General features: G+C 52.2%; 23 protein-coding genes. 16 read left to right on the top strand and 7 right to left on the bottom strand.

Annotation, left to right across the window (positions count from 1 at the left end; genetic code table 11):
* Positions 1–14 precede the first annotated feature (14 nt).
* From pyrC to mdtH, 3 genes are all read right to left on the bottom strand, one after another.
* A complete protein-coding gene (gene pyrC, locus BEA93_RS04265; RefSeq protein ID WP_105224283.1) occupies positions 15–1,061 on the bottom strand; it encodes a dihydroorotase in 1,047 nt (348 codons plus the stop codon).
* A 106-nt stretch (positions 1,062–1,167) separates the two neighbouring features.
* Positions 1,168–1,728: a lipoprotein gene (locus tag BEA93_RS04260; protein ID WP_001516173.1), complete on the bottom strand. Its 561-nt coding sequence runs from the start codon at positions 1,726–1,728 to the stop codon at positions 1,168–1,170.
* A 170-nt stretch (positions 1,729–1,898) separates the two neighbouring features.
* A complete protein-coding gene (gene mdtH, locus BEA93_RS04255) occupies positions 1,899–3,107 on the bottom strand; it encodes a multidrug efflux MFS transporter MdtH (RefSeq protein ID WP_000092221.1) in 1,209 nt (402 codons plus the stop codon).
* Between the two features lie 235 nt (positions 3,108–3,342).
* Here mdtH and rimJ point away from each other — a divergent pair, with 235 nt between their 5' ends.
* From rimJ to murJ, 4 genes are all read left to right on the top strand, one after another.
* Entirely contained in the window at positions 3,343–3,927 is a 585-nt protein-coding gene (gene rimJ / locus BEA93_RS04250; RefSeq protein ID WP_000468210.1) for a ribosomal protein S5-alanine N-acetyltransferase, read from the top strand.
* Between the two features lie 10 nt (positions 3,928–3,937).
* The gene (locus BEA93_RS04245; RefSeq protein WP_000877132.1) at positions 3,938–4,585 is read left to right on the top strand and encodes a YceH family protein; all 648 of its coding nucleotides are present in this window, start codon (positions 3,938–3,940) and stop codon (positions 4,583–4,585) included.
* A gap of 1 nt (position 4,586) precedes the next feature.
* A complete protein-coding gene (locus BEA93_RS04240) occupies positions 4,587–5,510 on the top strand; it encodes a Gfo/Idh/MocA family protein (RefSeq protein ID WP_105224284.1) in 924 nt (307 codons plus the stop codon).
* Positions 5,511–5,619: 109 nt separating this feature from the next.
* Positions 5,620–7,155, top strand: coding sequence for a murein biosynthesis integral membrane protein MurJ (gene murJ / locus BEA93_RS04235; protein ID WP_001050690.1), 1,536 nt, complete (start codon positions 5,620–5,622; stop codon positions 7,153–7,155).
* Positions 7,156–7,194: 39 nt separating this feature from the next.
* Here the strand turns inward: murJ and flgN are convergent, their stop codons facing one another.
* From flgN to flgA, 3 genes are all read right to left on the bottom strand, one after another.
* The gene (flgN, locus tag BEA93_RS04230; RefSeq protein ID WP_001516175.1) at positions 7,195–7,611 is read right to left on the bottom strand and encodes a flagella biosynthesis chaperone FlgN; all 417 of its coding nucleotides are present in this window, start codon (positions 7,609–7,611) and stop codon (positions 7,195–7,197) included.
* A gap of 4 nt (positions 7,612–7,615) precedes the next feature.
* Positions 7,616–7,909 carry a flagellar biosynthesis anti-sigma factor FlgM gene (gene flgM, locus BEA93_RS04225; protein ID WP_105224285.1) on the bottom strand — a complete coding sequence of 98 codons (294 nt, stop codon included), beginning with the start codon at positions 7,907–7,909 and terminating at the stop codon, positions 7,616–7,618.
* Between the two features lie 75 nt (positions 7,910–7,984).
* Positions 7,985–8,644: a flagellar basal body P-ring formation chaperone FlgA gene (flgA, locus tag BEA93_RS04220; RefSeq protein WP_105224286.1), complete on the bottom strand. Its 660-nt coding sequence runs from the start codon at positions 8,642–8,644 to the stop codon at positions 7,985–7,987.
* A 153-nt stretch (positions 8,645–8,797) separates the two neighbouring features.
* On the opposite strand from flgA, the gene flgB reads away from it, so the two are divergent.
* The 11 genes from flgB (at position 8,798) to flgL (ending at position 18,764) form a co-directional block, all read left to right on the top strand.
* Positions 8,798–9,214 carry a flagellar basal body rod protein FlgB gene (gene flgB / locus BEA93_RS04215; RefSeq protein ID WP_000884689.1) on the top strand — a complete coding sequence of 139 codons (417 nt, stop codon included), beginning with the start codon at positions 8,798–8,800 and terminating at the stop codon, positions 9,212–9,214.
* A 3-nt stretch (positions 9,215–9,217) separates the two neighbouring features.
* Entirely contained in the window at positions 9,218–9,622 is a 405-nt protein-coding gene (gene flgC, locus BEA93_RS04210) for a flagellar basal body rod protein FlgC (RefSeq protein WP_001196470.1), read from the top strand.
* An 11-nt stretch (positions 9,623–9,633) separates the two neighbouring features.
* On the top strand, positions 9,634–10,329 hold the full coding sequence (gene flgD / locus BEA93_RS04205) for a flagellar hook assembly protein FlgD (RefSeq protein WP_016248588.1): 696 nt from the start codon (positions 9,634–9,636) through the stop codon (positions 10,327–10,329).
* A gap of 24 nt (positions 10,330–10,353) precedes the next feature.
* A complete protein-coding gene (flgE, locus tag BEA93_RS04200) occupies positions 10,354–11,559 on the top strand; it encodes a flagellar hook protein FlgE (RefSeq protein WP_000885838.1) in 1,206 nt (401 codons plus the stop codon).
* 19 nt (positions 11,560–11,578) lie between these two features.
* On the top strand, positions 11,579–12,334 hold the full coding sequence (flgF, locus tag BEA93_RS04195) for a flagellar basal-body rod protein FlgF (protein ID WP_000349270.1): 756 nt from the start codon (positions 11,579–11,581) through the stop codon (positions 12,332–12,334).
* Positions 12,335–12,505: 171 nt separating this feature from the next.
* Positions 12,506–13,288: a flagellar basal-body rod protein FlgG gene (gene flgG / locus BEA93_RS04190; protein ID WP_000625823.1), complete on the top strand. Its 783-nt coding sequence runs from the start codon at positions 12,506–12,508 to the stop codon at positions 13,286–13,288.
* A gap of 52 nt (positions 13,289–13,340) precedes the next feature.
* Positions 13,341–14,039, top strand: a complete 699-nt coding sequence (locus tag BEA93_RS04185; protein WP_105224287.1) for a flagellar basal body L-ring protein FlgH — start codon at positions 13,341–13,343, stop codon at positions 14,037–14,039.
* An 11-nt stretch (positions 14,040–14,050) separates the two neighbouring features.
* A complete protein-coding gene (flgI, locus tag BEA93_RS04180) occupies positions 14,051–15,148 on the top strand; it encodes a flagellar basal body P-ring protein FlgI (protein WP_001516179.1) in 1,098 nt (365 codons plus the stop codon).
* Positions 15,148–16,089 (top strand): flagellar assembly peptidoglycan hydrolase FlgJ, encoded by a 942-nt coding sequence (flgJ, locus tag BEA93_RS04175; protein WP_001516180.1) that lies wholly within the window; start codon positions 15,148–15,150, stop codon positions 16,087–16,089. The genes flgI and flgJ overlap by 1 nt, the downstream gene beginning before the upstream one ends.
* 65 nt (positions 16,090–16,154) lie before the next feature.
* Positions 16,155–17,798 (top strand): flagellar hook-associated protein FlgK, encoded by a 1,644-nt coding sequence (gene flgK, locus BEA93_RS04170; RefSeq protein WP_105224288.1) that lies wholly within the window; start codon positions 16,155–16,157, stop codon positions 17,796–17,798.
* Positions 17,799–17,810: 12 nt separating this feature from the next.
* A complete protein-coding gene (gene flgL, locus BEA93_RS04165) occupies positions 17,811–18,764 on the top strand; it encodes a flagellar hook-associated protein FlgL (protein ID WP_001212793.1) in 954 nt (317 codons plus the stop codon).
* A gap of 195 nt (positions 18,765–18,959) precedes the next feature.
* On the opposite strand, the gene rne is transcribed toward flgL, so the two are convergent.
* A complete protein-coding gene (rne, locus tag BEA93_RS04160) occupies positions 18,960–22,139 on the bottom strand; it encodes a ribonuclease E (protein WP_001516183.1) in 3,180 nt (1,059 codons plus the stop codon).
* A 572-nt stretch (positions 22,140–22,711) separates the two neighbouring features.
* Between rne and rluC the strand changes: the two genes are divergently transcribed.
* Positions 22,712–23,671 carry a 23S rRNA pseudouridine(955/2504/2580) synthase RluC gene (rluC, locus tag BEA93_RS04150; RefSeq protein WP_024191859.1) on the top strand — a complete coding sequence of 320 codons (960 nt, stop codon included), beginning with the start codon at positions 22,712–22,714 and terminating at the stop codon, positions 23,669–23,671.
* Positions 23,672–23,782 lie beyond the last annotated feature (111 nt).

The raw sequence follows: 23,782 nt of genomic DNA, 5'->3' as shown, positions 1-23,782 counted from the left end.
GGTGCTACGTTTTTTTATTGTTTAACTGTCCAGCGAACCGTTTCTCCGGCCAGGAATGGCACCAGCGTGTCGTCGGTCAGAGCGATGCTTTCAGCAACTTGTTGCTCTTCGCGTACCAGTTCAATAAACGATTCGTTGACCGGTAAATCATAGAACTGCGGGCCGTTTAAAGAACAGAACGCTTCAAAGTGCTGCAACGCATCCATTTCTTCAAATACAGTGGCGTAACTGCCCAGCGCCGTTGGTGCATTAAAACAGCCAGCACAACCGCAGCTACTCTCTTTGCGATGACGTGCATGTGGTGCGGAGTCAGTCCCGAGAAAAACGCGATTAAAGCCACTGGCGACCAGCTCACGCAGTGCCTGTTGATGCACATTACGTTTGAGAATGGGCAGGCAGTACAGGTGCGGACGTACACCGCCAACCAGCATATGGTTACGATTAAACATCAGATGCTGGGGGGTAATAGTAGCGGCCAGCAATTCATTACCGTCACGAACATATTCGGCAGCATCTTTAGTGGTGATGTGCTCAAAAACCACTTTCAGCGCAGTCAGGCGCTGGCGCAGTGGCTCCATAACCGTTTCAATAAAGCGGGCTTCACGGTCAAAAATGTCGATATCGGCGTGTGTAACTTCTCCGTGCACCAGCAGCGGCATGCCAATTTTTTCCATTCGCTCAAGTACCGGCATGATAGTGTCAACCGACGTCACACCGTGGCTGGAGTTGGTGGTAGCGTTTGCCGGGTAAAGTTTTGCCGCGGTGAACACGCCTTCGTTAAATCCACGCTCCAATTCATTGGGGGCCAGCGAATCTGTTAAATAACAGGTCATCAGCGGGGTGAAATCGTGTCCGGCAGGTACGGCGTCAAGAATACGCTGGCGATACGCTACGGCAGCTTCGACGGTCGTTATGGGCGGAGCCAGATTGGGCATAACGATGGCCCGGCCATAAGTTTTGCTGGTATACGGCACGACAGTTTTTAACATGTCGCCATCGCGGAGGTGAAGGTGCCAGTCGTCTGGGCGGCGGATCTTTAATACCTGGGATGGTGCAGTCATTAATCTCTATGCTCCGGCTGAAGGGATGTTTTTGCCGGACACAAAGGATAAGCGGAAACGTTTTCCTTTGCACGAAAAATAAAGGGCGCGAATGCGCCCTTCGTGTTTAATCAGTAAACGGAATGACAATTTCGCCAGGTTTCACCTCAATACCTTTCGCCAGTTTTTTCGCCATTGCTTCACCCTGACTACCATCTTCGCGCAGAATGTAAGCCGGTTGCTGGTTGAAGTAATTGCGTAGTGCCTGGTTCAAATAGGGAAGCAATGTTTGCATTACCGTTTGCATTTTTTCTGGCTGCACCGTTGCGTCGACCACTTCCATCTCTTTCAGGAAGATCGCGCCTTTTTCTTTATCAAACACCGGCAGCGCCTTCAGCTTCAGTTTCATGGTTGCTTTCTGGCTGCCGAAAAGAGAGTTCATATCCAGATTGGCATCACCGGTTAAGGTGATCTTATTTGGCTCTTCGCGGCCAATTTGACTGGCCAGATTTGTCAGAACGATATGGGCATCAGCCACACCGGGCAAACCGATATCTTTTGAGAAATTATTATGTTTCGCAAGCGACTGGTTAATTTCTTGTTCGCTAATCGTGTACTGGGTGAGTTGATTACAGCCAACGAGCAGGCCGCTGATGATCAATGCAGCGGCAAATAAAAACTTGTTCATGGTAGTCCTCGACATGAAATCTGCGTCAATATCCTGACACAACGCAGCATGTGTCACCAGCGTTAAACCCGCCAGCAGAAAAAACTGAAAACAGCGGCGACAGGTAATAACAGGTTGCTGCGGCGAGTAGATTGACTGGGCGAACAATGGTAACAGAAAGCATGGCATTTTCAGGCGTCGCGTTCCAGCAACCGACGCGTAGCGCGTTTCTGGCTAAATTGCCACCCCATCGCAACGAAGGTGATAATGCCAATAATGCCCAACATTATCCACGGTAGTTCTGGTTGCTGCGCCGATTTACCCAGGTCAAACAGCCAGCCGCCACCGACATAACCGATAGCACCGCCAATCGCCAGGCCCAGACGACTAAACCCCATATAGCTGCCGCGCGCTCGTGCATCTGCCAGCGAGGCGCTTAGGGTTTCACGCGCAGGTTCGGCAATGATTGAACCGATATAAAATAGACAAATCAGGGTGAAGAGTTGTTGCAGATTGCTGACCATTCCAACCGGTATCATGCTTAACGACATGACCAATAGCCCAGCCATCAATCGGTGTTCCAGACGAAAACGTCTTTCGCTCCAGCGGGCGATAGGGTAAAGCAACGTTAAGGAGAGACACGCTTCAATGGCATACATCCATTTAACGGCAGAGGGCGCTCCGGCGATATCGTTGACCATAATCGGCAGCATCAGCATTACCTGAACGGCCAGCATGTAGTAGCCTGCCAGCGTCAGAACATAGGTGACAAAACGTTTATCGCGCATCACGCGGGCCATGCCTTCGCGGACTGGCGTACGCACGGTAGAAAGTTTCCATGCCGGTAACAACCAGGCATTAAATGCCGCACACAGCACAAACAAAATTGCACCCGTCGCGCAGACCAGGCGGAAATCGTATTGCAACAGCCAGCTACCTAATAATGCGCCAATGACCGCACCAGCACTGTCCTGCATCATCAACAGGGAGAAAAAACGTCCACGCTGTTGCGGGCGGATCAATTTGACCACCAGTGCCGAACGCGGCGGATCGAACAGAGTACCGCCAAGACCTGAGAGAAGGCAGGAAAACCACAGCATCCATGGCTCGTGGGCGATCCCCATAGTGGCAAATCCCGCGGCGCGCATCAGCATTCCGGTGACGATCATCGGTTTTGCGCCAAAGCGGTCGGCAATTGCGCCGCCAAAAATGCCTAAACCTTGCTGAATGAACTGACGCAGACCGAGAGCAATACCGACCATCACGGCTGCCCAGCCCATTTGATCAACGAAGCGGATAGAGATCAGGGGGAAGACAACAAAGAACCCCAGCACGACCAGCATATTATCGATGAGCAGGAAATATTTACCCAGGTTCCTGGCCTGTGAAACGCGCGACATTTCCCCTCCCGGGAAATAAAAGATGAGCACTTTCTATTCTGCATGGTCGCTAATACTTTTCCCATATTTCCCGGGACAATATTTTTTTATCGAAAGTCCTCTTTGATAGAGAGTTTTTATCAAATATGTGAATAATGCAGGAAATGGCATTTTGGACTTTTCACAGGTTCTGGTTGCGCAGGTATAGTAATACTTACAGCGTATTAAAGACGTTACGGGAAGGAGTAGGTATAGAATGTTTGGCTATCGTAGTAACGTGCCAAAAGTGCGCTTAACCACAGACCGACTGGTCGTGCGTCTGGTGCATGAACGTGATGCCTGGCGGCTGGCGGACTATTACGCAGAAAATCGCCATTTCCTCAAGCCCTGGGAACCAGTGCGCGACGAAAGCCACTGCTACCCTTCAGGCTGGCAGGCCAGGTTAAGCATGATTAATGAATTTCATAAACAAGGTTCTGCATTCTATTTTGGGTTGTTCGACCCGGATGAGAAAGAGATTATTGGCGTTGCCAATTTTTCTAATGTGGTGCGAGGATCTTTCCATGCCTGCTATCTCGGTTATTCAATCGGACAAAAATGGCAGGGCAAGGGGCTAATGTTTGAAGCCCTGACCGCCGCTATTCGTTATATGCAGCGTACTCAACACATTCATCGCATTATGGCCAACTATATGCCGCACAATAAACGTAGCGGTGATTTGCTGGCGCGACTGGGTTTTGAAAAAGAAGGTTATGCGAAAGATTATCTGTTGATTGATGGACAATGGCGCGATCACGTGCTGACGGCATTAACCACCCCGGACTGGACGCCCGGCCGCTAAGGAGAATGTTATGAAGTATCAACTTACCGCACTGGAAGCCCGCGTGATTGGCTGTTTACTGGAAAAACAGGTGACGACGCCGGAGCAATACCCGCTCTCCGTGAATAGCGTAGTCACGGCCTGTAATCAGAAAACGAACCGTGAACCGGTAATGAACTTAAGCGAATCTGAAGTGCAGGAGCAGTTGGATAATCTGGTAAAACGTCATTATTTACGCACGGTGAGCGGTTTTGGTAATCGGGTCACCAAATATGAGCAACGCTTTTGTAATTCAGAATTTGGCGATCTGAAACTGAGCGCCGCAGAAGTGGCGTTAATCACCACGTTGTTATTGCGTGGTGCCCAGACGCCGGGTGAACTGCGCAGCCGCGCGGCGCGAATGTATGAATTTAGCGATATGGCGGAAGTGGAGTCGACGCTGGAACAACTGGCGAATCGCGAAGATGGCCCTTTTGTGGTGCGTCTGGCTCGCGAACCGGGTAAACGCGAAAGTCGCTATATGCATCTTTTCAGTGGTGAGATAGATGAGCAACCTGTGGTAACGGAACCGTCGAAGGCGGTTGAAGGTGATTTACAGGCCCGTGTCGAAGCACTGGAAATCGAAGTGGCAGAACTGAAACAGCGTCTTGATTCGTTGCTGGCCCATCTGGGAGATTAAAGTGAAAAAATTACGTATCGGCGTAGTGGGGTTAGGAGGGATCGCGCAAAAAGCGTGGTTACCGGTGCTGGCGGCAGCGTCTGACTGGACGTTACAGGGGGCATGGTCGCCAACGCGCGAGAAAGCTCTACCCATTTGTGAAAGCTGGCGCATTCCTTATGCCGATTCGTTATCTAACCTTGCTGCCAGTTGCGATGCAGTTTTTGTCCACTCCAGCACCGCCAGTCATTTTGAAGTGGTCAGTGCGTTATTAAACGCTGGCGTTCATGTCTGTGTCGATAAACCCCTGGCAGAAAATCTGCGCGATGCCGAGCGGCTGGTGGAACTGGCGGCGCGGAAAAAACTGACGTTGATGGTTGGTTTTAACCGTCGCTTTGCACCGCTCTACAGTGAGCTAAAAACGCAACTTGCCACCGCAGCGTCGCTGAGAATGGATAAACATCGTACTCATAGCGTCGGGCCACACGATCTTTATTTCACGTTGCTGGATGATTATCTGCATGTGGTTGACACTGCACTGTGGCTGTCTGGCGGCAAAGTCTCCCTTGACGGTGGTTCGCTGTTGACTAACGAGTCTGGCGAAATGTTGTTTGCCGAGCACCATTTTTCGGTGGGGCCTTTGCAAATCACCACCTGCATGCATCGCCGTGCTGGTAGCCAGCGTGAAGCGGTGCAGGCCGTGACCGACGGCGCGCTCATCGACATTACGGATATGCGTGAATGGCGCGAGGAGCGCGGGCAGGGCGTGGTGCACAAACCGATTCCCGGCTGGCAAAGTACCCTCGAGCAGCGTGGATTTGTTGGCTGCGCGCATCATTTCATCGAATGCGTGCAAAATCAGACAGTTCCACAAACTGCTGGTGAGCAGGCAGTACTGGCGCAGCGCATCGTTGACAAACTCTGGCGAGACGCGATGAGTGAATAAACCCTGTAACATCTGGCGGTAGCAATTCACCATAATCCAGGTAGACTATTCGCCTCTTTCAGCGCCTGCGTTGCAGGCGTTTTGTTCGTGGGTCTGGATTAGAACACCAATGAATTTATTAAAATCGCTGGCCGCCGTCAGCTCGATGACCATGTTTTCGCGTGTGCTTGGCTTTGCACGTGACGCTATTGTCGCCAGAATTTTTGGCGCAGGGATGGCAACCGACGCTTTTTTCGTCGCTTTCAAACTTCCTAACTTGTTGCGCCGTATCTTTGCCGAAGGGGCATTCTCCCAGGCATTCGTGCCGATTCTGGCGGAATATAAAAGCAAGCAAGGTGAAGATGCAACTCGGGTCTTTGTCTCTTATGTCTCGGGCCTGCTGACGCTGGCACTGGCGGTTGTGACCGTTGCCGGGATGCTCGCCGCACCGTGGGTGATAATGGTGACTGCGCCGGGCTTTGCTGACACCGCCGACAAATTCGCGCTGACCACTCAGCTATTGCAGATCACTTTTCCCTATATTTTGCTGATCTCCCTGGCATCGCTGGTGGGGGCTATTTTGAATACCTGGAACCGTTTCTCGATTCCGGCATTTGCCCCGACGTTACTTAACATCAGCATGATTGGTTTTGCGCTGTTTGCTGCACCGTACTTTAATCCGCCGGTGCTGGCGCTGGCGTGGGCTGTTACGGTGGGCGGTATACTGCAACTGGTGTATCAGCTACCGCACCTGAAGAAGATCGGCATGTTGGTTCTGCCGCGCATTAACTTTCACGATGCAGGAGCAATGCGCGTGGTGAAACAAATGGGCCCGGCGATCCTTGGTGTTTCTGTTAGTCAGATCTCCTTGATCATCAACACCATTTTTGCTTCGTTTCTTGCCTCAGGTTCCGTGTCGTGGATGTACTACGCCGACCGTTTAATGGAGTTTCCGTCTGGCGTACTGGGCGTGGCGCTGGGGACTATTTTGCTGCCGTCGCTGTCGAAAAGTTTTGCCAGCGGTAATCATGATGAATACAACCGCTTGATGGACTGGGGCCTGCGTCTTTGTTTCCTGCTGGCGCTGCCGAGCGCGGTAGCGTTGGGTATTCTCTCTGGTCCATTAACTGTTTCGCTGTTCCAGTACGGTAAATTTACCGCCTTTGATGCGCTGATGACTCAGCGGGCATTGATTGCCTATTCAGTGGGGTTGATCGGCCTGATTGTGGTGAAAGTGCTGGCTCCGGGTTTTTATTCCCGCCAGGATATTAAAACACCGGTGAAAATTGCCATCGTCACGCTGATTTTGACGCAGTTGATGAACCTGGCGTTTATCGGCCCGTTGAAACATGCCGGACTGTCGCTTTCCATTGGTCTGGCAGCTTGCCTGAATGCCTCGCTGCTTTACTGGCAGTTGCGTAAGCAGAAAATCTTTACCCCGCAACCCGGTTGGACTGCGTTTCTGCTGCGTCTGGTGGTAGCAGTGCTGGTGATGTCTGGCGTACTTTTAGGTATGTTGCACATCATGCCGGACTGGTCATTGGGTACTATGCCCTGGCGCTTACTGCGTTTGATGGCGGTAGTTGTCGCGGGAATTGCGGCGTACTTTGCCGCGCTGGCGGTGCTGGGCTTTAAAGTCAAAGAGTTTGCCCGTCGGACGGCTTAATAACCAATCCCGGCCTGCATTGCAGGCCGGAGAAAATCTTCAGATAGATATCTTTTTACCGCCGCGATGGGGCGTTGAGGTTTGACCGTTGGCTCCGTACAGCGTCGGCTCCTGATGTGGTTTCAGCATTTCCAGCGCCTGTTGATTGCGCTCAATCTGTCCTTCCAGTAGCCAGCCGTTATGTTGATTTAACTGACGCAGTTGCTGCGTTTTTACGGTAATTTCCTGCCAGCATTGTGCGATATCGTTGCTGTTTGCGGCATCCGGTATTTGCCGACGTAACTGCTCGAGGTAATCCAGCGTCGCCAGCAGTGAGCTTTTTTGTTCTGTAATCCGTTGTAACTGACTGCCGTTGATCTGCCCCATAGAGAGATGTTGCAGCTCTTGCTCCATCACCGTTTTAAGATCGTTAAGCACTGCGGACATCTGGTCGAGGATCTCTGCAAGACGCGTCATACGTTTATTTACTCAGTAAGTCTTGTTGCACTTCGCTGATCAGTGCATCGGCAATTTTGCCGACATCTATCTTTAGTTCACCGTTACGAATCGCCAGTTTCAACGCTTCTACGCGCTCAAGATTGATATCACTGCTGCCTGGTTGTATCAGCTTTGCTTGTGCATCGCTTAATGTCACACTGGTACTGGCGGCGGCGGTCGTTTTTGTCGAGCGGGTATTGGCTACCGGAGTGTCACTGGTTTCGCGTGGCTGAACGGTGCTTATGGGCTTCAGGGGAGCGGTGCGGTCAATACTCATGGTTTATTCCTCATTGAGGGCGCTTTTATCATTTGTTGCTTATTTATCGGCAATAGTCGGTCAATCTTTAACAGATTACAGGTTTATAAGAATATTCCCATCCGCATCCACCACACCACTGACCACCTGACCCGACACCATGCGGACACGAGCATTTTGCGCAACCGCCGCGTTGTTCAGCGCCTGACCTTCAGCATTAGCGCTGAAACCATCGCCACTGGCGATCACGTTGACACGCTGTCCGGCTTTTACTCGCCAGGCCTGGCGTAGCATGGTTAGTTGTATTGGCTGCCCGGGCGTCAGATCGCGCAGACTGACTGCATCAACCAGTTGATTAACATCCAGTACAGTACGTGGCGGTAAGGTATCCAGCCGTCCGCGTTTCAGTTTGACGCTGGCAGATTCCAGTTTTCCTCCCCGCACAATGGGCATCGCGGCAACGACATAATTCCCGGTGGCCTGCACATTGACTTGCACATATCGTTTGTCGTTGCCGCAGCGTGCCAGCACATTCACATTGCCCCACAGGCGGAAATTACTGGTGATGGAAAGCAATGGCTGTTCACACGCAGGCAGTAAATGGGGGGGCGTGCGAATAGAGATACGAACCTCATCACTCAACCCCGCCAGTTGTACCACAAAAAAGGTTTTCAATTGTGATGTGAAATCGCCAGCCGTACTCAGCGGGCTGAACAGTATCGCGATGAGTACCACGCCATGCTTCATTATTTGCATTTCCGCCCCCAGCCATTTCTACAGGCTAAATTGTACCCGCGCGGCGTGACCATCAACGGCATAAATAGCGACCCATTTTGCGTTTATTCCGCCGATAACGCGCGCCTAAAGCCTTTAAGCTGACGGCAGAATTTTGATATCTGCGGAGGAGATATGCTCGATAAGCTCGACGCCGCCTTACGTTTTCAACAAGAGGCGCTCAATCTGCGCGCCCATCGTCAGGAAGTGCTGGCGGCAAACATCGCCAACGCCGATACCCCTGGTTATCAGGCGCGCGATATAGATTTTGCCAGTGAACTTAAAAAAGTAATGCTGCGTGGACGGGATGAAACCAGTGTGGTGGCCCTGACCATGACCTCAACGCAACACATTCCGGCGCAGGCGCTGACGCCTCCTTCCGCAGAACTGCAATACCGTATTCCGGATCAGCCTTCGCTGGACGGCAATACCGTCGATATGGATCGCGAACGCACCCAGTTTGCCGATAACAGCCTGCAATATCAGATGAGCCTTAGCGCGTTGAGTGGGCAAATCAAAGGCATGATGAACGTTTTACAGAGCGGAAATTAACGGATGGCACTGCTGAATATTTTTGAGATCGCCGGGTCGGCGTTAACTGCCCAGTCCCAGCGTCTGAACGTAGCGGCCAGTAATCTGGCGAATGCCGATAGCGTGACAGGGCCAGACGGACAACCTTATCGGGCAAAACAGGTGGTGTTTCAGGTGAACGCCGCGCCGGGAACCGCGACAGGTGGGGTGAAAGTGGCTGACGTGATTGAAAGCCAGGCGCCAGACAAACTGGTATATGAGCCGGGAAATCCACTGGCGGACGCGAAGGGTTACGTGAAAATGCCAAACGTGGATGTGGTTGGGGAGATGGTTAACACCATGTCGGCATCACGCAGTTATCAGGCCAACGTTGAAGTCCTCAACACGGTGAAAAGCATGATGCTGAAGACCCTCACGCTCGGTCAATAAAGGAGAAAACCATGTCCATTGCGGTAACCACTACCGATCCGACAAACACTGGTGTCAGTACTACCAGCAGTAGTTCGCTCACTGGCAGTAACGCTGCAGATTTGCAAAGCAGTTTTCTGACGTTGCTGGTGGCGCAACTGAAAAATCAGGATCCGACCAATCCGATGGAGAACAACGAGTTGACATCGCAACTGGCGCAAATCAGCACGGTTAGCGGGATTGAAAAACTCAATACTACACTCGGTTCGATTTCCGGACAGATAGACAACAGTCAGTCGCTACAGGCCAGTAACCTGATTGGTCATGGTGTGATGATCCCCGGCACCACCATTCTTGCCGGTACTGGCAGTGAAGAAGGGGCGGTAACCACGACCACGCCGTTTGGTGTTGAACTGCAACAGGCGGCAGACAAAGTCACCGCCACGATCACTGATAAAAATGGCGCGGTTGTACGCTCGATTGATATCGGTGAACTGACCGCCGGAGTCCACAGTTTCACCTGGGACGGCACATTAACTGACGGCACAACCGCACCGAATGGTTCTTATAACGTGGCGATTAGCGCCAGTAACGGTGGTACGCAGTTAGTTGCGCAACCGCTGCAGTTTGCTCTGGTGCAGGGCGTGATCCGCGGTAACAACGGTAATACGCTGGATCTCGGCACTTACGGCACCACCACTCTCGACGAAGTACGGCAGATAATTTAAGCCTTCACATTTCAGGAGTCAGTCATGGCCTTTTCTCAAGCGGTTAGCGGATTAAACGCAGCCGCCACCAACCTCGATGTTATTGGCAACAATATCGCCAACTCCGCCACCTATGGTTTTAAATCCGGTACGGCTTCTTTTGCTGATATGTTCGCGGGTTCTAAAGTGGGGCTGGGGGTAAAAGTTGCCGGCATTACCCAGGATTTTACCGATGGAACGACCACGAATACAGGACGTGGCCTTGACGTTGCCATCAGCCAGAACGGTTTCTTCCGCCTCGTAGACAGTAACGGCTCAGTGTTTTACAGCCGTAACGGGCAATTTAAACTCGATGAAAACCGTAATCTGGTGAATATGCAAGGTTTACAGTTAACGGGTTATCCGGCAACCGGCACACCACCGACTATTCAGCAGGGGGCGAATCCAGGCAATATTTCGATTCCGAATACCCTGATGGCGGCGAAAACGACGACAACGGCGTCAATGCAGATCAACCTTAACTCCAGTGATCCTCTTCCGACAGTCAAAACTTTCGATGCCAGTGATGCGGATAGCTATAACAAAAAAGGTTCGGTAACGGTATTTGACAGCCAGGGGAATGCTCATGACATGAGCGTCTACTTTGTGAAGACCGGGGATAATAACTGGGATGTTTACACCCAGGATAGTAGTGATGCAGCCAGTATCGCTAAGCAAGTAACAACACTGGCGTTTGATGCGAATGGAACTCTGACATCTGGTGCTTCTGCGTTAGTTGCCACCGGTGCAATTAACGGTGCAGATCCCGCCTCATTCTCGTTAAGTTTCCTCAACTCCATGCAACAAAACACCGGTGCGAACAACATCGTGGCAACCACCCAGAACGGCTACAAACCGGGCGATCTGGTGAGTTACCAAATCAACGATGACGGTACGGTAGTCGGCAACTATTCCAACGAACAAACCCAACTGTTGGGGCAGATTGTGCTGGCTAACTTCGCTAACAACGAAGGACTGGCGTCCGAAGGCGATAATGTCTGGTCTGCGACGCAATCTTCTGGCGTGGCGCTGTTGGGGACTGCCGGAACAGGCAATTTTGGCACGCTGACCAATGGTGCGCTGGAAGCGTCCAATGTCGATCTCAGCAAAGAACTGGTCAATATGATTGTCGCCCAGCGTAACTATCAGTCCAACGCCCAGACTATCAAAACCCAGGACCAGATCCTCAACACGCTGGTTAACTTACGCTAATCGCTGACGGGATAGCTCAATGGATCACGCAATCTATACCGCGATGGGGGCCGCCAGCCAGACGCTGAATCAGCAAGCGGTAACTGCCAGTAATCTGGCGAATGCATCTACACCTGGTTTTCGCGCGCAGATAAACGCCTTACGTGCGGTGCCGGTAGAGGGACTTTCGCTGCCTACACGCACGCTGGTGACGGCATCTACGCCAGGGGCAGACATGACGCCCGGCAAGATGGATTACACCTCACGTCCGCTGGATGTTGCGTTACAGCAAGACGGCTGGCTGGCCGTGCAGACCGCTGACGGTAGCGAAGGATATACGCGTAATGGCAGCATTCAGGTTGATCCCACCGGGCAACTGACGATTCAGGGGCATCCGGTGATTGGTGAAGCGGGGCCGATTGCTGTGCCGGAAGGGGCGGAAATCACTATTGCTGCCGATGGTACTATCTCGGCGCTGAATTCTGGCGATCCGGCAAATACCGTCGCTCCAGTCGGGCGGCTGAAACTGGTGAAAGCTACGGGCAGTGAAGTGCAGCGCGGCGATGACGGCATTTTTCGTTTGACTGCTGAAAGTCAGGCCACACGTGGAGCGGAACTTCAGGCAGACCCGACGTTACGGGTGATGTCGGGCGTGCTGGAAGGCAGTAATGTCAATGCTGTTGCGGCGATGAGCGACATGATTGCCAGCGCGCGGCGTTTTGAAATGCAGATGAAGGTTATCAGCAGCGTTGATGATAACGCAGGCCGTGCCAATCAACTGCTTTCGATGAGTTAATTGAAAGGATAAGTGACAAGCATAAGTTACCTGATGCGCAATTTTATCGGGCTTACGAGTTGCATCGCAATGTATTGAATTTGCGAGATCTTGTAGGCCGGATAAGGCGTTTACGCCGCATCCGGTAAAAAGACATATGCACGTGGTCAGCACTCCACTACAGGACATTTTATGATCAGTTCATTATGGATCGCCAAAACCGGCCTCGACGCCCAGCAAACCAATATGGACGTCATTGCCAACAACCTGGCAAACGTCAGTACCAACGGTTTCAAGCGTCAGCGGGCGGTGTTTGAAGATCTGCTTTATCAAACCATTCGCCAGCCTGGTGCGCAGTCTTCCGAACAAACCACCTTGCCGTCCGGGTTACAAATCGGTACTGGTGTGCGTCCGGTTGCCACTGAACGCCTACACAGTCAGGGCAACCTGTCGCAAACCAATAACAGCAAAGATGTGGCGATTAAAGGGCAGGGCTTTTTCCAGATCATGCTGCCGGATGGCTCATCGGCCTACACCCGCGACGGCTCTTTCCAGGTGGATCAGAACGGGCAGTTGGTGACGGCGGGTGGTTTTCAGGTACAGCCTGCGATCACCATTCCAGCGAATGCGTTAAGCATCACCATCGGTCGTGATGGCGTGGTCAGCGTAACCCAGCAAGGCCAGGCGGCTCCGGTTCAGGTTGGGCAGCTTAATCTCACTACCTTTATGAACGACACTGGGCTGGAGAGCATTGGCGAAAACCTCTACACCGAAACGCAATCCTCCGGCGCACCGAACGAAAGTACACCGGGTCTGAACGGCGCGGGGCTGCTGTATCAAGGGTATGTTGAAACATCTAACGTCAACGTGGCGGAAGAACTGGTCAACATGATTCAGGTACAACGTGCCTACGAAATCAACAGTAAAGCGGTATCTACCACCGATCAGATGCTGCAAAAACTGACGCAACTCTAAGGCATAACCGGTGGCTGGTTCACCGGTTTACTGATTTTTGAAGATGATAGCCATGCAAAAAAACGCTGCGCGCATTTACGCCATTTCCAGCTTGTTGGTGTTTTCACTGACCGGCTGTGCCTGGATACCCTCCACGCCGTTGGTACAGGGGGCGACTACTGCACAGCCGGTTCCTGGTCCGACACCCGTCGCCAACGGTTCCATATTCCAGTCTGCTCAGCCGATTAACTATGGCTATCAACCGCTGTTTGAAGATCGCCGCCCACGTAATATTGGCGATACGCTGACCATTGTGTTGCAGGAAAACGTCAGTGCCAGCAAGAGTTCTTCCGCGAATGCCAGCCGCGACGGTAAAACCAATTTTGGCTTTGATACTGTGCCGCGCTATTTGCAGGGGCTGTTTGGTAATGCCCGCGCTGATGTCGATGCCTCTGGCGGCAATAGCTTCAACGGGAAAGGTGGAGCTAATGCCAGCAATACCTTCAGCGGCACGTTGACGGTGACGGTCGATCAAGTGCTGGTAAACGGTAACCTGCATGTGGTGGGTGAAAAACAGATCGCCATTAATCAGGGCACCGAATTTATTCGCTTCTCCGGCGTGGTCAATCCACGCACTATCAGTGGTAGCAGCACCGTACCGTCTACCCAGGTGGCGGATGCGCGCATTGAGTACGTTGGCAATGGCTACATTAACGAAGCACAAAATATGGGCTGGTTACAGCGTTTCTTCCTTAACCTGTCGCCAATGTAAGTGAGGCTGTGGTGATTAAATTTCTCTCTGCATTCATTCTTCTGCTGGTTGCGGTCGTGGCGCAGGCCGACCGTATTCGCGATCTCACCAGCGTTCAGGGCGTACGGCAAAACTCGCTGATTGGTTATGGGTTGGTAGTTGGCCTGGATGGTACGGGTGACCAGACGACCCAGACGCCGTTTACCACGCAAACGCTAAATAACATGCTCTCGCAGTTGGGAATTACCGTTCCGACAGGCACCAATATGCAGTTAAAAAACGTCGCTGCGGTAATGGTGACGGCGTCACTTCCGCCTTTTGGACGCCAGGGGCAAACCATTGATGTCGTGGTGTCGTCGATGGGTAACGCCAAAAGTCTGCGTGGCGGTACGCTGCTGATGACACCGCTTAAGGGTGTCGATAGCCAGGTGTATGCGCTGGCGCAGGGCAATATTCTGGTCGGCGGCGCAGGCGCATCGGCGGGGGGCAGCAGTGTTCAGGTTAACCAATTGAATGGCGGACGGATCACCAATGGTGCAATTATTGAGCGCGAATTGCCCAGCCAGTTTGGTGCTGGCAATACCTTCAATTTGCAGCTAAATGAGGAAGATTTCACCCTGGCGCAGGAAATTGCCGATACCATCAACCGCACACGCGGATACGGCAACGCGACGGCGTTAGATGCGCGAACTATTCAGGTACGCGTGCCGAGTGGCAACAGTTCCCAGGTGCGTTTCCTTGCCGATATCCAGAACATGCAGGTCAATGTCACTCCGCAGGACGCCAAAGTGATTATTAACTCGCGTACCGGTTCAGTGGTGATGAATCGTGAAGTGACCCTCGATAGCTGCGCGGTGGCACAGGGCAACCTCTCGGTTACGGTGAATCGGCAGGTGAATGTCAGCCAGCCAGATACGCCGTTTGGTGGTGGAGAAACCGTGGTAACCCCACAAACGCAGATCGACTTACGTCAGAGCGGTGGTTCGCTGCAAAGCGTGCGTTCAAGCGCCAGCCTCAATAACGTAGTGCGCGCGCTCAATGCATTGGGGGCTACGCCGATGGATCTGATGTCCATACTGCAATCGATGCAAAGCGCGGGATGTCTGCGGGCAAAACTGGAAATCATTTGATGATTAGCGACAGCAAACTGCTGGCCAGTGCCGCCTGGGATGCACAATCGCTTAATGACCTGAAAGCGAAAGTGGGTGAAGATCCGGCGGCAAATATTCGCCCGGTGGCTCGTCAGGTAGAAGGGATGTTCGTGCAGATGATGCTGAAAAGTATGCGTGAAGCCTTACCGAAAGATGGCCTGTTCAGCAGCGAGCATACCCGACTCTACACCAGTATGTATGACCAGCAGATTGCCCAACAGATGACAGCAGGCAAAGGTCTGGGGCTGGCGGAGATGATGGTTAAACAGATGACACCAGAGCAGCCGTTGCCAGATGAAGCAACGCCAGCGGCACCGATGAAATTCCCGCTTGAAACTGTGATGCGTTACCAAAACCAGGCGCTCTCGCAACTGGTGCAAAAAGCCGTACCACGTAACTACGATGATTCGCTACCTGGTGACAGCAAAGCGTTCCTCGCGCAACTCTCGCTTCCCGCCCAACGGGCAAGCCAGCAAAGTGGTGTGCCGCATCATCTGATCCTTGCCCAGGCGGCGCTGGAATCAGGCTGGGGACAACGGCAAATCCGTCGTGAAAATGGTGAGCCAAGCTATAACCTGTTTGGCGTCAAAGCCTCCGGTAATTGGAAAGGGCCGATCACTGAAATTACCACCACCGAATATGAAAATGGCGAAGCGAAGAAAGTAAAGGCGAAGTTCCGGGTTTACAGCTCATATCTTGAAGCGCTTTCAGATTATGTCGGTCTATTAACACGTAATCCGCGTTACGCCGCCGTGACGAATGCCAAAAGCGCTGAGCAGGGGGCGCAGGCATTACAGGACGCGGGATATGCGACCGATCCTCATTATGCCCGCAAACTAACCCATATGATTCAGCAGATGAAATCGGTAAGCGACAAAGTGAGCAAAACTTACAACATGAGTATCGATAATCTGTTCTGAAGAACTCAAGTCCGGCGGGTGTCTGCCGATAATGCTCTGTAATTGAAGGCTTATAAGGAACCTCCATGTCCAGCTTGATCAATAACGCCATGAGCGGACTTAACGCGGCGCAGGCAGCGTTAAATACGGCGAGTAATAATATTTCCAGCTATAACGTTGCCGGATATACCCGCCAAACCACCATTATGGCGCAGGCCAACAGCACTCTGGGTGCAGGTGGTTGGGTTGGCAATGGTGTCTACGTATCCGGTGTGCAACGTGAGTATGATGCGTTTATTACCAACCAGTTACGTGCGGCGCAAACCCAGAGTAGCGGTCTGACTTCCCGCTATGAACAGATGTCGAAAATCGACAATATGCTCTCTGGCAGCACGACCTCGCTGGCAACACAGATGCAGGATTTCTTCACCAGTCTGCAAACACTGGTCAGTAACGCGGAAGATCCGGCGGCACGTCAGGCGCTGATCGGTAAAGCAGAAGGGCTGGTAAACCAGTTTAAAACCACCGATCAGTATCTGCGCGACCAGGATAAACAGGTCAATATCGCGATAGGTGCCAGCGTTGACCAGATCAACAATTATGCTAAACAAATCGCCAGTCTGAACGATCAAATCTCACGCCTGACAGGTGTGGGGGCAGGGGCGTCACCTAACGAGCTGCTGGATCAACGTGATCAACTGGTGAGCGAATTAAACCAGATCGTTGGTGTAGAAGTCAGCGTTCAGGATGGCGGCACTTACAACATCACGATGGCCAATGGTTACTCACTGGTACAGGGCAGCACGGCGCGTCAGTTGGCGGCAGTACCGTCCAGCGCCGATCCTTCCCGCACGACAGTCGCTTATGTTGATAGTACTGTGGGCAATATTGAGATCCCGGAGAAATTACTGAATACCGGGTCGCTGGGCGGCCTTCTGACATTCCGTTCTCAGGATCTCGACCAGACGCGCAATACGCTCGGACAACTGGCGCTGGCATTTGCCGGGGCTTTCAATACTCAACACAAAGACGGGTTTGATGCCAATGGCGATACAGGGAAAGATTTTTTTGCCATCGGGAAACCGGCTGTGCTGGAGAATACTAAAAACCAGGGTAGTAGCGCGATCAGCGCCACGGTGACCGACGGCTCCGCGGTGCTGGCAACAGATTACAAAATCTCTTTCAACAATAATCAGTGGCAGGTCACCCGCCTTGCCAGCAATACTACTTTTACGGTGACGCCAGATGTCGACGGTAAAGTTTCGTTTGACGGTCTGGAGTTGACGTTTACCGGCACACCAGATGCTAATGACAGCTTCACGTTGAAACCGGTAAGCGATGCCATCGTCAACATGGACGTTTTAATCACCGACGAAGCGAAAATCGCCATGGCGAGCGATAAAACCGCTGGTGAGAGCGATAACCGTAATGGTCAGGCGCTGCTGGATTTGCAAAGCAACAGTAAAACGGTGGGCGGGGCGAAATCCTTCAACGACGCCTATGCCTCGTTAGTGAGTGATATCGGCAATAAAACTGCTACGTTGAAAACCAGCAGTACGACGCAAGGTAATGTGGTGACGCAACTCTCTAATCAGCAGCAATCTATTTCCGGCGTCAACCTTGATGAAGAGTACGGCAACTTGCAACGTTTTCAGCAGTACTACCTGGCGAATGCGCAGGTTCTGCAGACGGCGAACGCCATTTTCGATGCGCTTATTAACATTCGCTAAGGGAGAGAAAAAATGCGTTTCAGTACCCAGATGATGTACCAGCAAAATATGCGCGGTATCACCAGTTCCCAGGCGGAATGGATGAAGTATGGCGAACAGATGTCGACGGGTAAGCGAGTTGTTAACCCTTCTGACGATCCCATTGCTGCATCACAAGCTGTCGTGCTCTCACAAGCGCAGGCGCAAAACAGTCAGTACACGCTGGCGCGTACTTTCGCGACGCAAAAAGTGTCGCTGGAAGAGAGTGTGCTTAGCCAGGTTACTACGGCAATCCAGAACGCCCAGGAAAAAATTGTCTACGCCAGCAACGGCACGTTAAGTGACGATGATCGGGCATCGTTAGCCACGGATATTCAGGGACTCCGCGACCAGTTGTTGAATCTGGCGAATACCACTGACGGTAACGGGCGCTACATTTTTGCTGGTTATAAAACCGAATCCGCACCGTTTAGCGAAGCGAAAGGTGAATATGTCGGCGGAACTGAAAGTATTAAGCAACAGGTTGATGCTTCGCGTTCGATGGTGATAGGGCATACCGGCGACAAAATTTTTAATAGCATTACCAGTAATGCGGTAGCGGAACCAGATGGTAGCGATTCTGAAACCAGCCTTTTTGCTATGCTGGATAGCGCCATCGCTGCGCTGAAAACACCGGTTGCAGATAGTGAAGCGGATAAAGAAACCGCTGCTGCGGCATTAGATAAAACTAACCGTGGCCTGAAAAACTCGCTGAATAATGTGCTCACCGTACGTGCGGAATTAGGCACACAGTTGAACGAACTGGAGTCGCTGGATTCATTAGGTAGCGATCGCGCTTTAGGTCAGACGCAGCAGATGAGTGATTTGGTTGATGTGGACTGGAACGCGACGATTTCATCTTACATCATGCAGCAAACAGCGTTACAGGCGTCGTACAAAGCGTTTACTGATATGCAAGGATTATCGCTTTTTCAGCTCAATAAATAAGCACTTTTCAAACATATCATGAAACTGGGTATGTTTTGTCTGCCCGCTCTGGGATCGCCTGAGCGGGCATTTTTTTGCCTTATTTTTGAGTGTGGCTGGCAAGAATACCATTGGGTGAAGTTGAATATATTGATTCATAACTGAAATAAAAAAAGCCCCGGCGGTTGCCAGGGCTTGATCGCTTTGAGTTAATGATTACTCAACAGGTTGCGGACGCGCAGGGGCGGCAGAGGCATGATGCGTCGCCGTATGACCACCTGCGGCACCTTTACCTTCGAAGGCAAAGGCTGGACGCTGCCAATCACTGTGGCGCGGCGCTTCCGGAACATATTCCGGTGCCGGAGCACGTGTCATCGGCGCGGTAGCGTGGTTATGCTCTACGACTACCTCGGCTTCAACAGGGGCTACTGTTTCAACCTCTGCTGCAACTTCAGCGACCACAGGCGCGGCAGGTTGAGCAACGACTTCAGGTTCGGCAATCACAACCTCGGCAGTTTCGGCAACTTCTTCAATATCAGCCGTCTCTTCCTGCGGTTCAACCACTGGTTCTGCGTGCTCTGCAACTTCCTGCGCTACGGCAACATCAGCTTCGGCAATCACCTGCGGCTGTTCAGTTACTGCAGCGGCAATCACTTCAGGATGCGTCGTTTCAACCACTTGCGGTTCGGCAACCTGAACAGGTGCTTCTACGACTTCAGTTACTTCTTCAACAACCGGCGCGGCAATGACTGGCTCCACAGCGGCGGCGACAGGGACTTCAGTCACCATCGGCTGAACCTGTACTTCTTCCTGCTCGCGTTGTTCTTCAACCTGTACATCTTGCGGACGTACAACCGGGTAGCGGATCCAGACTTTGCCAGAGGCCAGTTCCGGAGATGCGCACGCTACAGTTAACGGCATTGGTGACTGAACCGGATAACGCTCGTCACGATAGCGGCGACGACGCTGGCCACTTACGCGCAGGTGACGAGGCGAACGACGAGAACGACGTGGCATGCCACCGTTGTCACGGTTATCGGCATTGTTCTCTTCTTGCTGTTCCGGCGCAGTTTGCGCAACCACAGGCAGCGGAACTTTTACCAGTTCAGTTCGCTGGGCAGGCGTTTCCTGCATAACAGGCTCGGCAGCGACGGTTTCTTCAACCACCGGTGCGACTACAACTTCTTCAGCAACGCTTTGCTCGTAACGCACTTTTTGGTTCAGTTGACGCTGTTTACGACGTGGTTGAACCGGACGTACACGTTCTTCCTGGTCGGTTTCCTGAACAGATGGCTCTTCAACATTCAGCGCTTTAGCTTCTTGTTGCACCTGACGTTTATCGTCGTTACGGCGACGGCTACGTTCACGACGCGGTGCTTGCTGCTCGTCAGTGGTGCGTGCTTTTTCAGTTACATCGGTCTGCTGACGGTTCTCACGAGCCTCGGCAGTCTGCTGCTGTGCCTGGCGACGATTACGACGGTTTTCTTCGCGATTATCGCTGCCCTCTGTACGCTCACTACGTGTATCGCGGCGTTCATTACGGTCACGGCGGTTGTTCTGGCGAGGCTTACGGCGATCCTGTTGGCGCTCCGGTTTTGCTTCTGCTTTCGACGCGGGTTGCTCGGCCGGTTTGGTTTCTTCGCCGCCGCTGAACAACGATTTCAGTGCGTTGAAAAGACGGCTCAACAGGCCTGGTTGTGCTGGAGCAGCAGGCGTTGTCGGCGCAGCTTTCGGTGCTGGGGCTGCTGCCGGTGCTACAGTTTCAGCCGGGGTTGGCGCTGGTGGAACATCCGGCATGGCGAAGGTTGCCAGTGCAGGTTGTTCCGGGCGTTTACGTTCAGGGAATTCTTCCTCAGAAGGTAATGCCATCGCTTCTTCATGCAGTTTTGGCAGCATGTAGCTTAAGGTCGGCGTCTCTTCTCCTTTACGCACGCGCAGCACGTGGTAGTGCGGAGTTTCCATCTGATCGTTTGGTACAATCACGCAGCGCACGCCGTCCTGACGGGTTTCAATTGCATTCACCGCAGAACGTTTTTCGTTCAGCAGGTAAGAAGCAATGGGGACAGGAACAATAGCGTGGACTTCCTGAGTGTTCTCTTTCAGGGCTTCTTCTTCAATCAGACGCAGAATAGAGAGCGACAGGGATTCGTTGTCACGCACGGTGCCAGTACCGGAGCAACGCGGGCAGACGTGATGGCTGGATTCACCCAGCGATGGGCTAAGGCGCTGACGGGACATCTCGAGCAGGCCGAAGCGAGAAATATGGCTGATTTGAATACGCGCACGATCCTGACGCACCGCTTCACGCAGACGGTTTTCTACCGCACGCTGGTGGCGTACTGGCGTCATGTCAATAAAGTCGATAACAATCAGGCCGCCGAGGTCACGCAGACGCAACTGACGAGCAATCTCATCAGCAGCTTCCAGGTTAGTGTTAAACGCGGTTTCTTCGATATCACCGCCGCGGGTTGCGCGTGCGGAGTTGATGTCGATGGCGGTTAACGCTTCGGTGCTGTCGATAACAATAGAACCACCGGACGGCAGACGAACTTCACGCTGGAAAGCGGACTCGATCTGCGATTCAATCTGGTAGTGGCTGAACAGTGGAATTTCACCCGTGTACAGTTTGATTTTGCTGCTGAAATCCGGGCGACCCAACGCGGCGATATGCTGACGCGCCAGTTCGAGCACTTTCGGGTTATCAATAAGGATTTCACCTATGTCCTGACGCAGGTAGTCGCGGAAAGCGCGAACGATAACGTTGCTTTCCTGGTGAATCAGGAACGGAGCAGGGCGGCTTTCAGCGGCTTTTTTGATCGCTTCCCAGTGTTTCAGACGGAAGCTCAGATCCCACTGGAGCGCCTCGGCAGATTTGCCGACGCCAGCAGTACGCACGATAAGCCCCATGCCTTCAGGCAGTTCAAGGCTTGCCAGTGCTTCTTTTAATTCGGTACGGTCGTCGCCTTCGATACGGCGAGAAATGCCACCCGCGCGCGGGTTGTTCGGCATCAGAACCAGATAGCTACCCGCCAGGCTGATAAAGGTGGTCAGTGCTGCGCCTTTGTTACCGCGCTCTTCTTTATCGATCTGAACAATGACCTCCTGACCTTCACGCAACACATCTTTAATGTTGGGGCGGCCATGAGCACTGTAGTTAGCAGGGAAATATTCGCGGGCAATTTCTTTTAGTGGGAGGAAACCGTGACGTTCAGCGCCGTAATCAACAAAAGCAGCTTCCAGACTCGGTTCAATGCGGGTGATTTTACCTTTGTAGATGTTCGCCTTTTTCTGTTCATGCCCTGGACTTTCGATATCCAGATCATACAGACGCTGCCCATCTACAAGGGCAACGCGCAACTCTTCCTGCTGAGTTGCGTTGATTAACATTCTTTTCATCGTAACTTACTCATTATTCTTACATTGACGACTAAGCTGCGGGCAAAGTAACGCCTTTCCGGGTGTGAACCGATGGCCTCGTGTCTAGTCGCGTCGCCAACCTCACGGTTATCGTCAGCTCAAAGAGGCGCAGAGTGTCGGTTGCCCGTTTTTCATGCGGAAAAACAGCGCAATTATCAGAGAAACAGACTGGGTATTACTCTCCAGAAATATTTCCATCTACCGGTAAGGACTGCAACCCGCAGCCCGCTAACTGCCTGAAAGATCAATACGTCTTACGCCATTGCTGCGTTGATGATCGGTCGGGCAAAATGGGTTATTCCGTAAAATTTCTTGTTTTAACAAGGTTGGACACGGAAACGTTCTCATTATTCCACTGCAAGCCTTGTTATAGCAAGATGACTTTTACCATTTATCACCCACTTACTCACAGTTTTTTCACTTCTTGCTGGTGATTGGTTTAATAACCAGCAATTAAGTGATTGCGCTGGGAAGTAATAAGGTGCAGAACTAAATATAAGCATAGAAAAATGAGTGGCGCGAATCCTGCTGGCTATTTAGAATCGCCCACCATGAAAACAGAGACTCCATCCGTAAAAATTGTTGCTATTACCGCTGATGAAGCGGGGCAACGTATCGACAACTTTTTGCGTACCCAATTGAAAGGCGTACCAAAAAGTATGATCTACCGTATTTTGCGTAAAGGCGAAGTACGGGTGAACAAAAAACGTATTAAGCCTGAATATAAACTCGAAGCTGGCGATGAAGTGCGTATTCCGCCGGTTCGCGTTGCTGAACGGGAAGAAGACGCGGTTTCGCCGCATCTGCAAAAAGTCGCTGCGCTGGCGGATGTCATCTTATATGAAGATGATCATATCCTGGTGTTGAATAAACCGTCTGGCACAGCAGTACATGGCGGCAGTGGTTTAAGTTTCGGCGTTATTGAAGGACTGAGGGCGTTGCGCCCCGAAGCGCGGTTCCTTGAACTGGTGCATCGACTCGACCGGGACACCTCTGGTGTACTGCTGGTAGCGAAAAAACGCTCGGCGTTACGTTCTCTACATGAGCAATTACGTGAAAAAGGTATGCAAAAAGATTACCTGGCGCTGGTGCGCGGTCAGTGGCAGTCACACGTGAAAAGCGTGCAAGCGCCGTTGCTGAAAAACATTCTGCAAAGCGGTGAGCGTATTGTGCGTGTGAGCCAGGAGGGTAAGCCGTCAGAAACGCGCTTCAAAGTGGAAGAACGCTATGCGTTTGCCACGCTGGTGCGTTGTAGCCCGGTGACCGGTCGTACACACCAGATCCGTGTGCATACGCAATACGCTGGTCATCCGATTGCCTTTGATGATCGTTACGGCGACCGCGAATTTGATAAACAACTCACTGAAGCGGGAACGGGATTAAATCGTTTATTCCTGCACGCCGCGGCGTTGAAGTTTACCCATCCGGGAACGGGTGAGGTGATGCGTATCGAAGCGCCGATGGATGATGGTTTGAAGCGTTGTTTGCAGAAACTGCGTAATACGCGTTAATGCGAGCATATAAATCAGATAGTAGGCGGTAGGCCTGATAAGGCGTTTACGCCGCATCAGGCAGTCAGCACCAATTGCCGGATGCGGCGTAAACGCGTCCGGCCCATAAAA

It is taken from the genome of Escherichia sp. MOD1-EC5950, assembly GCF_002965345.1.
Taxonomy (GTDB): domain Bacteria; phylum Pseudomonadota; class Gammaproteobacteria; order Enterobacterales; family Enterobacteriaceae; genus Escherichia; species Escherichia marmotae.
Note: the sequence above shows the minus strand (reverse complement) of the source record. Positions and strands in the feature narration are given on the sequence as shown.

Bases quoted from the DNA above. Each gene is read 5' to 3' on its own strand.
- pyrC (WP_105224283.1), bottom strand. From the start codon at position 1,061: ATGACTGCACCATCCCAGGTATTAAAGATCCGCCGCCCAGACGACTGG.
- BEA93_RS04260 (WP_001516173.1), bottom strand. From the start codon at position 1,728: ATGAACAAGTTTTTATTTGCCGCTGCATTGATCATCAGCGGCCTGCTC.
- mdtH (WP_000092221.1), bottom strand. From the start codon at position 3,107: ATGTCGCGCGTTTCACAGGCCAGGAACCTGGGTAAATATTTCCTGCTC.
- rimJ (WP_000468210.1), top strand. From the start codon at position 3,343: ATGTTTGGCTATCGTAGTAACGTGCCAAAAGTGCGCTTAACCACAGAC.
- BEA93_RS04245 (WP_000877132.1), top strand. From the start codon at position 3,938: ATGAAGTATCAACTTACCGCACTGGAAGCCCGCGTGATTGGCTGTTTA.
- murJ (WP_001050690.1), top strand. From the start codon at position 5,620: ATGAATTTATTAAAATCGCTGGCCGCCGTCAGCTCGATGACCATGTTT.
- flgN (WP_001516175.1), bottom strand. From the start codon at position 7,611: ATGACGCGTCTTGCAGAGATCCTCGACCAGATGTCCGCAGTGCTTAAC.
- flgM (WP_105224285.1), bottom strand. From the start codon at position 7,909: ATGAGTATTGACCGCACCGCTCCCCTGAAGCCCATAAGCACCGTTCAG.
- flgA (WP_105224286.1), bottom strand. From the start codon at position 8,644: ATGCAAATAATGAAGCATGGCGTGGTACTCATCGCGATACTGTTCAGC.
- flgB (WP_000884689.1), top strand. From the start codon at position 8,798: ATGCTCGATAAGCTCGACGCCGCCTTACGTTTTCAACAAGAGGCGCTC.
- flgC (WP_001196470.1), top strand. From the start codon at position 9,218: ATGGCACTGCTGAATATTTTTGAGATCGCCGGGTCGGCGTTAACTGCC.
- flgD (WP_016248588.1), top strand. From the start codon at position 9,634: ATGTCCATTGCGGTAACCACTACCGATCCGACAAACACTGGTGTCAGT.
- flgE (WP_000885838.1), top strand. From the start codon at position 10,354: ATGGCCTTTTCTCAAGCGGTTAGCGGATTAAACGCAGCCGCCACCAAC.
- flgF (WP_000349270.1), top strand. From the start codon at position 11,579: ATGGATCACGCAATCTATACCGCGATGGGGGCCGCCAGCCAGACGCTG.
- flgG (WP_000625823.1), top strand. From the start codon at position 12,506: ATGATCAGTTCATTATGGATCGCCAAAACCGGCCTCGACGCCCAGCAA.
- BEA93_RS04185 (WP_105224287.1), top strand. From the start codon at position 13,341: ATGCAAAAAAACGCTGCGCGCATTTACGCCATTTCCAGCTTGTTGGTG.
- flgJ (WP_001516180.1), top strand. From the start codon at position 15,148: ATGATTAGCGACAGCAAACTGCTGGCCAGTGCCGCCTGGGATGCACAA.
- flgK (WP_105224288.1), top strand. From the start codon at position 16,155: ATGTCCAGCTTGATCAATAACGCCATGAGCGGACTTAACGCGGCGCAG.
- flgL (WP_001212793.1), top strand. From the start codon at position 17,811: ATGCGTTTCAGTACCCAGATGATGTACCAGCAAAATATGCGCGGTATC.
- rne (WP_001516183.1), bottom strand. From the start codon at position 22,139: ATGAAAAGAATGTTAATCAACGCAACTCAGCAGGAAGAGTTGCGCGTT.
- rluC (WP_024191859.1), top strand. From the start codon at position 22,712: ATGAAAACAGAGACTCCATCCGTAAAAATTGTTGCTATTACCGCTGAT.